The sequence below is a fragment of the Streptomyces sp. NPDC032745 genome, assembly GCF_055579465.1.
In genome coordinates this window covers 125,153-135,978 of record NZ_JBVING010000020.1, presented here as the reverse complement: position 1 = coordinate 135,978, position 10,826 = coordinate 125,153, and the positions used below count along the sequence as shown (strand labels likewise).

Sequence of the window (10,826 nt, the reverse complement as noted above, 5' to 3'; positions counted from 1 at the left end):
ATCAACTTCTGGCGTTGATTTTTGGCACGCTGTTGAGTTCTCAAGGAACGGACGCTTCCTTTGTACTCACCCTCTCGGGCTTTCCTCCGGGCTTCTGTTCTTCATTCTTGCGTTTCCGACTCTATCAGAGTCAGTCTCGCTTGCTTTCCAGGGTCTTCGCTTTCGCGTTTTCCCTTTCCGGCGATTCCGACTCTATCAGGGCTTTTCCAGCTCCCTGACCACTCACCCGATTTACCGAAAAGGCATACGAGAGGAAGCAAGGATCAAGATCGGCACTGAAGAGGAGGAGTCCCGTCCATCGGCTGTTCGCGAGATGTTCACGCGGCACGTCCTGGCGGGAGTCACGACAGTACAGGGCCCGTGGTGCCCAAGCAAATCGATTCAGGCGTATGGTCTAGTCCACTACGTCGTCGCGGCAGCGTGTCGTGGCCTCCGGCAGGGGGTGCACTCCATGCAAACCGGGACGTGTCATGACATACCCTTCAAAAAGTATGTCGTCACAGCACAGGCTGTGACGGCGACACGATGAAGCCCCACCCCTGGGAGGCCCCCCATGACCAGCGTGACGTCCCCACTCGCCGGGCGCGCCATCGGACTCGCGGCAGTGCCCGATCCGGTGTTCTCCGGCGCAATGGTGGGTCCGGGCACCGCCATTGACCCCGTGCGTGAGCCCTCGGAGGCGGTGTCCCCCGTCGACGGTGTGATCGTCTCCCTGCACCCGCACGCGTACGTCGTCGTCGACGGCGAAGGACACGGCGTACTCACCCACCTCGGGATCGACACCGTTCAGCTCAACGGCGAGGGCTTCGAGCTCCTCGTCAACAAGGGCGACACCGTGACCCGCGGTCAGGCCGTCATCCGCTGGAACCCGCAGGCCGTCGAGGAAGCCGGCAAGTCGCCGATCTGCCCCGTCGTGGCGCTGGAGGCGACCCCGGACTCCCTGTCCGCCGTCGTCGAGTCCGGAGACGTGAAGGCCGACGACGCCCTGTTCAGCTGGCAGTGACCTCGTCCGCCTGCACAGGCGAGTCGGACATCCACCGCGGCGGCTGGGCCCGCCGCTCAATCGGAGACGGGTGAAATGGAGACAACGCTGCGAGGCGTCGGCGTGAGCCACGGGGTGGCGATCGGCGAGGTGCGGCACATGGGCACGGCGGTTCTCGAGCCGCCGGCCAGGCAGATCACCGCGGACGAGGCGGAGCGCGAACAGGGGCGCGCCCGTAAGGCCGTGGAGGCTGTATCCGCCGACCTGATCGCGCGCGGCCAGCTGGCCGGCGGCGAGGCTCAGCACGTACTCGAGGCCCAGGCGATGATCGCCACGGATCCCGAGCTGATGGCGGACGTGGACCGGCGCATCGCCGTCGGCAGCACCGCCGAGCGCGGGGTGTACGACGCGTTCGCCTCGTACCGCGACCTGCTCGCGGGGGCCGGGGAGTACATGGCCGGCCGGGTGGCCGACCTGGACGACGTGCGGAACCGGATCGTGGCGCGGCTGCTCGGCGTGCCGATGCCGGGTGTGCCGGACAGCGACGAGCCGTACGTGCTGATCGCGCGGGACCTGGCCCCCGCTGACACCGCTCTGCTCGACCCGGCGCTCGTCCTCGGCTTCGTGACCGAGGAAGGCGGCCCGACCAGCCACAGCGCGATCCTCGCGCGGGCGCTGGGCGTGCCGGCGATCGTGGCGCTGCCGGGTGCCGGGGAGATCGCCGAGGGTACGGTCATCGCCGTCGACGGCAGCACCGGTGACCTGTTCGTCGAGCCCACCGCCGAGAAGCGGGCCGAGCTGGAGGCCGCGGCCGCCGAGCGCAAGGCCGCTCTCGCGGCCTCGTCCGGTCCGGGTGCGACCTCCGACGGTCACAAGGTGCCGCTGCTGGCCAACGTCGGCGGTCCGGCGGACGTGCCGGCGGCCGTGGAGGCCGGGGCCGAGGGTGTGGGCCTGTTCCGTACCGAGTTCCTGTTCCTGGACGACAGCAAGAAGGCGCCGTCCGAGGAGAAGCAGATCGAGTCGTACCGCAAGGTGCTCGAGGCCTTCCCCGAGGGTCGTGTCGTCGTACGCGTCCTGGACGCCGGTGCCGACAAGCCGCTGGAGTTCCTGACGCCGGCCGACGAGCCGAACCCGGCGCTCGGCGTGCGCGGTCTGCGGTCGCTGCTGGACCACCCGGACGTGCTGCGCACGCAGCTCACCGCGCTGGCCAAGGCGGCCGAGGGCCTGCCGGTCTACCTCGAGGTCATGGCCCCGATGGTGGCCGACCGGATCGACGCGAAGGCGTTCGCTGACGCGTGCCGCGAGGCCGGGCTGAAGGCGAAGTTCGGTGCGATGGTGGAGATCCCCTCCGCCGCGCTCCGGGCACGCTCGATCCTCCAGGAGGTCGAGTTCCTTTCGCTCGGCACCAACGACCTGGCGCAGTACGCCTTCGCCGCCGACCGTCAGGTCGGTGCGGTGTCACGGCTCCAGGACCCGTGGCAGCCGGCGCTGCTCGACCTGATCGCCATGTCGGCCGAGGCCGCCAGGGCGGAGGGCAAGAGCTGCGGTGTCTGTGGTGAGGCCGCTTCCGACCCGCTGCTGGCCTGTGTGCTGACGGGTTTGGGTGTCACCTCTCTCTCGATGGGTGCCGCTTCGATTCCCTACGTGCGGGCGACGCTCGCCAAGCACACGCTGGCCCAGTGCGAGCGTGCCGCTGCCGCGGCGCGCGCGGCGGACAGCGCCGAGGAGGCCCGCGTGGCCGCTCAGGCGGTGCTGTCCGGCGAGTAGCCGGGCCGGGTGTTGTCGATCGAGGGGCCTTCGCCGGTGGCGGGGGCCCCTCGGTCGTCTTGAGGCCGCTCAGTGGTGCGGGGTGGGACCGTCCACCTCGTAGCCGGGGCAGTATTCGACGCCGGGCTCGGGGGCCACGGGGTCCCCGGTGTCGGCGTCGGTGCAGTAGGCGTTGAACACCGCTGCCGCGGAGAGCGGAACCAGGCGCCCGCGGTCGAGGCGCCAGCCGTGCACCCGGTCGCGGAAGCCCTCGGTGGTGCTGCGCAGCACCAGTCCACCTGGGCCGCCGAGGGCGAGGCCGGCGGCGAGCACCGTCACGAAGTCGAGGCTTTCGCGGCCCTCGATGCGCGGTGGGCCGTCCGGGTTCTCGGTGACTTCGGCGTGCAGGACGGCGAGGAGCTGTTCGTCCTGGGTCGGGACGCTGCACACGAGGTGGTGGTGGCCGGGTCCGGCGCCGTCGACGAGGCGGGTGAGCGTCTCGGCGGCTCGGGTAAAGGAGGCCTGGCCGATGTCCTCGCCGCAGTCGGCGCAGTTTCCGACGTCGGCGAGCAGGGAGGTGGCGTACTCCCAGGTGGCCTGGCGGACGGCCTCGTCGACGAGGAGCGGGACGAGTTCGTCGATGGGCTGGCCGGTGTAGGGCAGTACGGCGCCGGCGCCGGCCAGTTCGGCGGTGAAGCGGGTGCGGGCTGCGGCGGTGTCCGGGTCGATGCCGTGTTCCGTGCAGAACTGGGCGTACTCGTCGGGGTCGAAGAGGGCGACGGTCGTGTGGATGCCTTGGGCCGCGAGGGACCGGAGCAGGCCCTCGACGTGGCGGAGGTAGTCGCTGTAGTCGTCGTGCCGGTCGAACGTGAAGCTGCGGTAGCCGCGCATGGCCGCGAAGTCCCCGGCGTCGGCCAGGAGGCCGACGGTGCTGGGGACTTCGCGGCGCAGCATGCGGCGCCGGGTGGTGCGGCCGGCCGTACGACCGGTGGTGGGACCGCTCGGGTCGCTGGTCGTGTCGCTGGTGGTGCGGCCGTTGTGGTGGCGCGTCCGTGGCATGGCTTCCCCCTGAGTGGCACATTCGATTGCTCACTCACAGTAACCGTGGCCACTGACAGTGACCTCAGCCGCGGGTACGGGTGCGGCCCAGCTCCTCGTAGAAGGGCAGCAGGTCCAGCTGGTCGACCGAGCCGGGGTTGACCGCCTTCGCCATGGGCGTCCCCTGGAGGAGGCGCTTGACCGGGACCTCGATGCGCTTGCCCGTAAGGGTGTGCGGGATGCCCGGGACCTCGATGATCTCGTCGGGGACGTGGCGCGGGGAGAGCTCCTCGCGGATCGTCGCCTTGATGCGGCCGCGGAGGTCGTCGTCGAGGGTGGCGCCGGGTGCGAGGTGGACGAACAGCGGCATCCAGTAGCCCCCGTTCGGCTCCTCCAGGCCGATCACGAGGGACTCCTTGATCTCGGGGAGCCGTTCGACGGCCTCGTAGATGTCGGCGGAGCCCATCCGGACGCCCTGCCGGTTGAGGGTGGAGTCGGAGCGGCCGTGGATGATCACCGAGCCGTGGTCGGTGATCGTGATCCAGTCCCCGTGGCGCCAGACGCCCGGGAACATCTCGAAGTAGCTGTCGCGGTAGCGGCTGCCGTCCGGGTCGTTCCAGAAGTGGATCGGCATGGAGGGCATGGGGTTGGTGACGACCAGCTCGCCGACCTCCCCGGTCAGCGGCTTGCCCGACGGGTCCCAGGACTGCAGGTCGGTGCCCAGGCAGGCGGCCTGCAGTTCGCCGATGTGGACGGGGAGGGTGGGGACGGCGCCGGCGAAACAGCTGCAGACGTCGGTGCCGCCGCTGACGGAGGCGATCCAGAGGTCTTCCGCCACCTCGTCGTGGAGCCAGCGGAAGCCGTCGGGCGGCAGCGGCGAGCCCGTGGTCGCCACGCACTTCACGGCGGAGAGGTCGAAATCGCGCGCGGGGTGCACGTCCGCCTTGCGGCAGGCCATGACGTACGCGGCGGAGGTCCCGTACAGGGTGGCCTTGGTCCGCTCCGCGATCCGCCACTGGGCCCCGGTGTCGGGGTAGCCCGGGCTGCCGTCGTACAGGACGACCGTCGTACCGGTCAGCAGGCCGGAGACGAGGAAGTTCCACATCATCCAGCCCGTGGAGGTGTACCAGAAGAACCGGTCCTCGGGGCCGAGGTCGCAGTGCAGGCCGAGCTGCTTCAGGTGCTCCAGGAGGATGCCGCCCTGGGACTGCACGATCGCCTTGGGCAGGCCGGTCGTACCGGAGGAGTACAGCACCCAGAGCGGGTGGTCGAAGGGGACGGCCTCGAAGACCGGCTCGACCGTGGCCGAGGTCAGGTCCGACCAGGCGAGGGCGCCCTCGGGGGCGGCCGTACCGAGCAGCGGGATGTGGACGACCGCGCGCAGCGAGGGGAGCTCGGCGCGCAGTTCGGCGACGGTGTCGCGGCGGTCGTGTTCCTTGCCGCCGTAGCGGTAGCCGTCGACGGCGAACAGGACCACCGGCTCGACCTGCTGGAAGCGGTCGAGGACGCTGCGGGCGCCGAAGTCGGGGGCGCAGGAGGTCCACACGGCGCCGACGGCGGCGGTGGCCAGCAGCGCGGTGACGGCCTCGGGGATGTTGGGGAGGTAGCCGCTCACCCGGTCGCCGGGGCGTACGCCGAGGGCGCGCAGCTCGGCGGCGAGTGCGCCGACCTGGCGGCGGAGCTCGGCCCAGGTCACGGGGGTGGCTTCGTGGGTCTCGTCCACGTACAGGAGGGCGGCGTCGTCGGCGCGCGCCGGGTCCTCGGCGGCGCGCAGGGCGTGCTCGGCGTAGTTGAGCTCGGCACCGGTGAACCAGCGCGCGCCCGGCATGGAGCGGTCCGCGAGGACGGATTCGTACGGGGTGGTGAAGCGGACCTCGAACCACTCGGCGACCGCCTGCCAGAAGGTGTCGAGCTCGTCGACGGACCAGCTGTGCAGCGCGGGGTAGCCGCCGTCCGCGGGGGCTCCGAACCGCTCCGCGGCCCAGGCCTGGAACGCGGTGATGCGGGCCGCGGCGATGCGGTCGGGGCCCGGGGACCAGAGGGGTTCCGGCTGGGTGGCTGAGGTCATGGGTCGGCTCCCGGTCAAGTCTGCGGCTCGCGCGTGGTGTGCGTACGGTGCCATCGCGCGGTGGGTGTGCGCGCGGCGGCTCACAGGGACCATGCCATGCGATCTAGCTCCGCACCAGAGGCGTCATGGACGAGTGAACGGAAGTTGAACGCAGCCCGCTCGCCCGGCGGCCGGTGGCAGGGTGAGCAGCATGAACGGTCGCGATCTGGTGCGTGCGGTGAAAGAGATCGGTACGGAGCGCGGGCGGCGCGCGTGGCGCTCGGCGTTGCGCCACCGGCGCGCGGACGCGGTGGGGCTCCCGCGCCGGGGCGCGGAGCGGGCCCGCGTGCCGGGTCTGCTGACCGGCACGGAACCGCGGCCGGGCGGCGGGGTGCTGAGGTTCGCCCGGTCGGAGCTGCTCGTACGGGTCACGGCGGGCGGCGCGGTGTTCTGGGGCTGGGACGGGGCCGGGCCGACGCCCTCGTACGCGCTGGTCGGCGGCGGGCCGGAGCCCGACCCGCGGGCCGTGCTGGAACCGGACACCGGCGGCGGCTGGCGGGTGGTGTCGGAGCGGGTCACGGTGGCGGTGTCCCGGCACGGGGCGGTCGAGGTGCGCACGCCGGGCGGGACGGTGCTGCGCCGGGAGCTGCCGCCGCGCTGGTGGGAGCCGGCGGAGCCGGTCGCCGGGGAGCCCCTCGAGTCGCGGTGGCTGCAGCGGGCCGAGGTGCCGCCGGATGCCCGGTTCTTCGGGCTGGGCGGGCGGGCCGGCGGGCCCCGGCTGCGGGACGGGGTGTACCGGCTGTGGAACACGGACCCCAAGGGCGGCTTCGGGCCCGGCGACGATCCGCTGTACATCACCATGCCGGTGCAGGTGGTGGTCGCCGATGCGGGAACCCATCTGGTGTTCCACGACAACTCCTGGGACGGCCGGGTGGCGCTGCGCGAGGGCGAGGAGGGTGCCGGCTCGGGCGCGGACCGGCCGGGGTCGAGCGAGTTGCGCATGGAGGGCGGGCCGCTGCGGTGCTGGGTGCTGGTGGGGACGCCGGCCCGGGTGCTGCAGGGCTGGTCGGGGCTGACCGGCGGGGCCGCCGTACCGCCCGAATGGGCGCTCGGGTACCAGCACGCGCGGTGGGGGTTCGGCAGCGCGCAGGAGGTGCGGCGGGTGGTGTCGGGCTACACCGCGCGCGGCCTCCCGCTGTCGGCCGTGCACCTGGACATCGACCACTACGACGAGCACCGTGTCTTCACGGTCGACGAGGAGCGGTTCCCCGATCTGCCGGGGCTGGCGCGGGAGCTGGCGGAGCAGGGCGTACGGCTCGTCTCGATCGTCGACCCGGCGGTGAAGGCGGGCGACGCCGTCCACACGTCGGGCCGCGCGGTGGGGGCGGGCGGGGCCTTCGTACGGGACGCACAGGGGCAGGAGGTGCGGGGCGAGGTCTGGCCCGGTGAGTGCGCGTACCCGGACTTCACGGATCCGGCGGTGCGCTCGTGGTGGGGCGGGCTGTACGCGGAGCGGCTGGAGCAGGGCTTCTCCGGGGTGTGGCACGACATGAACGAACCGGTGTCCTTTGCGCCGTTCGGGGACATGACGCTGCCCCGTTCGGCGCGGCACGCGATGGACGGCGCCGGCGGGGACCACCGGGCCGCGCACAACGTGTACGCGCTCGGGATGGCGCGGGCGGGCTGGGAGGGGCTGGTGCGGCTGCGGCCGGACGAGCGGCCGTTCCTGTTCTCCCGGTCGGGGTGGGCGGGGATGCAGAGGTACGGGGGCACGTGGTCCGGGGACGTGGAGACCGGCTGGGAGGGGCTGCGGGCCTCGCTCGCGCTGGTGCTGGGGCTCGGCCTGTGCGGGGTGCCGTACTCGGGCCCGGACGTCGGCGGTTTCGGGGGCTCGCCCTCCCCGGAGCTGTATCTGCGCTGGCTCCAGCTGGGGTCGTACCTGCCGCTGTTCCGGACCCACTCGGCGATCTGGGCCGGACGGCGCGAGCCGTGGGAGTTCGGGGCGGAGGCGGAGGAGCAGGCGCGGGCCGTCTTGGCGGAGCGGGAGCGGTTGCGGCCGTACTTCCTGACGCTGGCCCAGCTGGCGCGGCGGACGGGGGCCCCGTACGTACGGCCGCTGTGGTGGGGGGCGCCGGAGGACCGGGCGTTGCGGGACTGCGAGGACGCGTTCCTGCTCGGCGACGCGCTGCTGGTGGCGCCGGTGCTGGAGTGCGGGGCGGACCGGCGGGCGGTCCGGCTGCCCCGTGGCCGGTGGTACGACACCGCGACCGGGACGGCGTACGAGGGCCCCGGGCAGATCCTGCTGGACGCCCCGCCGGGGCGGATCCCGGTACTGGCCCGGGCGGGGGCGGTGCTGCCGGTCCGCCGGCCCGGTGCGGGCGGGGTGGCCCTGGAGGCCTGGGCTCCGGCACGGGGGCGCACGGGCGGCGGGGTGGTGATCCGGGACCCGGGGCCGGGCTTCGAGCCGGGCGAGGTCGAGCGGTACACGGTGCGGTGGCTGGGGGACGCGGTGGTGGTGGAGAACGAGGCCGGTGAGCCCGTGGAGGGGGTGGAGGTACGGGGACTCGACCGCGAGGGGCCGGCCGGGGCGGGATCCGGGGCCGCCTCCGGGGCGCGTTCCAGCGCGGATGCAGGTCCCCTCTAGGCCGCCGGGGGATCCTGCCCTGTGCGGCGGCGACCGACTTTGCTGCCGTCGGAGTCGTTCGTTCAGGGGGTTTGTGATGGTCTTGGCGAGCCCGGCCAACCCGACGAGGCCTGCGCGGGCCTACGCGCCCGGGCTGCGGGTGCTGCGCCGACCGCGCCGGTGGGACATCGTTCCGGGAGCGGAGGTCGTGGGCGCCTGCCAGCTGCTCCTGGCGTGGGGGCTGCTCGTCGCGACGCAGGAGGCGTCCCCGGTCGGCTTCCTGGTGATGTCCGGGGTCGGGTCGGTCGCAGCGGTGGCGGTGGGATTCCTGCACGGGCTGCTGCTCGTCAAACCCGTGGCGCTCCTGGGGCGCCTGACCGCCCGTCTGACGGCATGGCCTGAACCGGTCGCGATCCTGGTCCTGCTGGTGCCGGTCTCGGCGCCGCCGGCCCTGCTGGCCCACGGGTGGCTGCGCGACCACGTCGCCTCGGTTCCCGGATTCGGGGCGGTCTGGGCGGGCACGGTGGCGAGCGCGGTACTCCCGATGGTGGCGGGGGCGTGCTTCCGGGCCCGGCCGGTGCCGTTGAAGGCGCTGTGGGCGCGGGGTCTGACGGTGACGGCGGCAGCTTTCGCAGTGGTGACGATGGCGGGCTTCGTGATGGACCTGGGGCTGTGAGCGGCGGGCGCCGGGCCGGCATCCCGCCGAGCCCGGCCCGTACCCCTACCCCGCCGTCAAACGCCGTCAAACGCCGTAGCGTCCCGCGAACCAGGCCGCCGCAGCCTGCGTGTGCAGCGGGAACGCCAGCTGTGTCGGGGTGCGCAGGACGTGCCAGCCCGTGGTCTCGTCCGTCGGGGCCGACGAGGGCAGGGATGCCGTCGGCCGCAGGGGCAGGAGTCCGAAGAGCAGCAGGTGGCCCGCCGGGGAGCTCATCGCGTCGGCCAGGACGACGTCCGAGGCCGGAGCGCGGATGCCCGTCTCCTCGCGCAGTTCGCGGACGACCGCGTCGCGCCAGTCCTCGCCGAAGTCCATGAAGCCGCCCGGCAGGGCGATGCCTCCGAGGGCCGGCTCGATGGTGCGGGTGATCACCACGAGGCCGGTACCCGCCTCGTCCTCGACCGGGAGCAGCGTGACGGCCACCGGGAGCGGGTTGCGGTACGTGACGGCGCCGCACGAGGCGCACGTACGGGGCCAGGCGGTCGTGTCGAACAGCGAACCGCAGGTGGAGCAGTGCGAGTCCCTCGGCTGTACCTGCATGCCGTGATGATATGCCAAGGGGTATGAGGATGACTGCAGTTGCGGGAGTGATGGGCTGTGCGGCAATGCTCGCCGGTGGCGGCAGCGGGGGCTCTGCGCCGCCCGGGTTCGTGGCGCTGGCCGAGGTCGATCCCACCATCGGCCAGGACATCAGGTACGCCACCGCGGACAATTTCACCGGCGCGGTGGTGGACGGGTACGAAGAGCCCGTCTGCCTGCTCGCCCGTCCCGCCGCCGAGGCGTTGCACCGCGCCCAGCAGGAGCTGTTGCCGCGCGGGTACTCGCTGACGGTCTACGACTGCTACCGGCCGCAGCGCGCGGTGGACAGCTTCGTACGGTGGGCGGCGGATCCGCAGGACCAGTCCACGAAGGCGGAGTTCTATCCGGAGGTGGACAAGGAGCGGCTGATTCCCGACGGGTACATCGCCGAGAAGTCCGGGCACAGCCGCGGGAGTACCGTCGATGTGACGCTGGTGCGGCTGCCGCTGCGGCGGCCCGTCGACATGGGGACCCCGTTCGACCGCTTCGATCCGCTCTCGCACACCGACAATCCCGGGATCACGGGCGCCGCCCGTGCCAACCGGAAGCTGCTGGGGCGGACGCTCGCCGCGCACGGCTTCGTGAATCTGCCCGAGGAGTGGTGGCATTTCACGTTCAAGCCCGAGGCCTTTCCCGATTCCTCCTTCGACTTCCCGGTCTCTGTCGCCTCGGTCCGGCCCTGAGTACCGTGCCCGCATGACTTTCCCTTCTCCCCCAGCTACCGCTGGGAGGTGCCCCCAGAGGAGTTCTGGCCCTACTACGTCGCCATGCACTCCCGCGCCGCCACCCGCTGGGTCCACCTCACCGGCACCCTCACCGGGCTCGCCCTCGCCGCGTACGGCCTGGCGCGCGGCCGCAAGCGCTATCTCGCCGCGCTCCCCCTCATCGGGTACGGGACCGCCTGGCCCGCGCACTTCCTGATCGAGAAGAACAACCCGGCCACCTTCGGGCATCCGGCGTGGTCGCTGCGCGGGGACGCTCAGATGATCCGGATGATGCTGGCCGGGCGGGACGCGGAGCTGGCCGAGATCGCGCAGAAGTGGCTTGCCGAGAACCCGTGCCAGGGCCGCCCGCCCGTGACAGACTCCTGACGATC

Annotated in this window: 10 protein-coding genes; 7 read left to right on the top strand and 3 right to left on the bottom strand. The window is 72.4% G+C overall.

Annotated features, from left to right (window positions below; translation table 11 throughout):
* From ACZ5WG_RS36805 to ptsP, 3 genes are all read left to right on the top strand, one after another.
* On the top strand, positions 1-218 hold a 218-nt coding region (locus ACZ5WG_RS36805; RefSeq protein ID WP_468728950.1), incomplete at its 5' end, for a hypothetical protein.
* Positions 219-553: 335 nt separating this feature from the next.
* Complete coding sequence (locus ACZ5WG_RS36800) at positions 554-1,003, top strand: PTS sugar transporter subunit IIA (protein WP_468728948.1); 450 nt, start codon at positions 554-556, stop codon at positions 1,001-1,003.
* Positions 1,004-1,078: 75 nt separating this feature from the next.
* Positions 1,079-2,749, top strand: a complete 1,671-nt coding sequence (ptsP, locus tag ACZ5WG_RS36795) for a phosphoenolpyruvate--protein phosphotransferase (RefSeq protein ID WP_468728947.1) — start codon at positions 1,079-1,081, stop codon at positions 2,747-2,749.
* Between the two features lie 69 nt (positions 2,750-2,818).
* Here ptsP and ACZ5WG_RS36790 read toward each other — a convergent pair whose 3' ends face one another.
* Both ACZ5WG_RS36790 and ACZ5WG_RS36785 read right to left on the bottom strand, forming a co-directional pair.
* Entirely contained in the window at positions 2,819-3,787 is a 969-nt protein-coding gene (locus tag ACZ5WG_RS36790) for a hypothetical protein (protein ID WP_468728946.1), read from the bottom strand.
* A 64-nt stretch (positions 3,788-3,851) separates the two neighbouring features.
* Positions 3,852-5,834, bottom strand: coding sequence for an acetoacetate--CoA ligase (locus ACZ5WG_RS36785; protein WP_468728945.1), 1,983 nt, complete (start codon positions 5,832-5,834; stop codon positions 3,852-3,854).
* 190 nt (positions 5,835-6,024) lie between these two features.
* Between ACZ5WG_RS36785 and ACZ5WG_RS36780 the strand changes: the two genes are divergently transcribed.
* Both ACZ5WG_RS36780 and ACZ5WG_RS36775 read left to right on the top strand, forming a co-directional pair.
* Complete coding sequence (locus ACZ5WG_RS36780; RefSeq protein ID WP_468728944.1) at positions 6,025-8,457, top strand: glycoside hydrolase family 31 protein; 2,433 nt, start codon at positions 6,025-6,027, stop codon at positions 8,455-8,457.
* Positions 8,458-8,533: 76 nt separating this feature from the next.
* A complete protein-coding gene (locus ACZ5WG_RS36775; protein WP_468728943.1) occupies positions 8,534-9,112 on the top strand; it encodes a hypothetical protein in 579 nt (192 codons plus the stop codon).
* A gap of 66 nt (positions 9,113-9,178) precedes the next feature.
* On the opposite strand, the gene ACZ5WG_RS36770 is transcribed toward ACZ5WG_RS36775, so the two are convergent.
* Positions 9,179-9,691 (bottom strand): NUDIX domain-containing protein, encoded by a 513-nt coding sequence (locus ACZ5WG_RS36770; RefSeq protein WP_468728941.1) that lies wholly within the window; start codon positions 9,689-9,691, stop codon positions 9,179-9,181.
* 23 nt (positions 9,692-9,714) lie between these two features.
* On the opposite strand from ACZ5WG_RS36770, the gene ACZ5WG_RS36765 reads away from it, so the two are divergent.
* Together ACZ5WG_RS36765 and ACZ5WG_RS36760 are read left to right on the top strand one after the other, a co-directional pair.
* A complete protein-coding gene (locus ACZ5WG_RS36765) occupies positions 9,715-10,413 on the top strand; it encodes a M15 family metallopeptidase (protein WP_468728940.1) in 699 nt (232 codons plus the stop codon).
* 48 nt (positions 10,414-10,461) lie between these two features.
* Complete coding sequence (locus tag ACZ5WG_RS36760) at positions 10,462-10,821, top strand: Mpo1-like protein (protein WP_468728939.1); 360 nt, start codon at positions 10,462-10,464, stop codon at positions 10,819-10,821.
* Positions 10,822-10,826: the final 5 nt, after the last annotated feature.

Excerpts from the sequence above, each read along its gene's own strand:
- ptsP (WP_468728947.1), top strand. The coding sequence starts at position 1,079 with ATGGAGACAACGCTGCGAGGCGTCGGCGTGAGCCACGGGGTGGCGATC.
- ACZ5WG_RS36770 (WP_468728941.1), bottom strand. The coding sequence starts at position 9,691 with ATGCAGGTACAGCCGAGGGACTCGCACTGCTCCACCTGCGGTTCGCTG.
- ACZ5WG_RS36765 (WP_468728940.1), top strand. The coding sequence starts at position 9,715 with ATGAGGATGACTGCAGTTGCGGGAGTGATGGGCTGTGCGGCAATGCTC.
- ACZ5WG_RS36775 (WP_468728943.1), top strand. The coding sequence starts at position 8,534 with ATGGTCTTGGCGAGCCCGGCCAACCCGACGAGGCCTGCGCGGGCCTAC.
- ACZ5WG_RS36780 (WP_468728944.1), top strand. The coding sequence starts at position 6,025 with ATGAACGGTCGCGATCTGGTGCGTGCGGTGAAAGAGATCGGTACGGAG.
- ACZ5WG_RS36800 (WP_468728948.1), top strand. The coding sequence starts at position 554 with ATGACCAGCGTGACGTCCCCACTCGCCGGGCGCGCCATCGGACTCGCG.
- ACZ5WG_RS36790 (WP_468728946.1), bottom strand. The coding sequence starts at position 3,787 with ATGCCACGGACGCGCCACCACAACGGCCGCACCACCAGCGACACGACC.
- ACZ5WG_RS36785 (WP_468728945.1), bottom strand. The coding sequence starts at position 5,834 with ATGACCTCAGCCACCCAGCCGGAACCCCTCTGGTCCCCGGGCCCCGAC.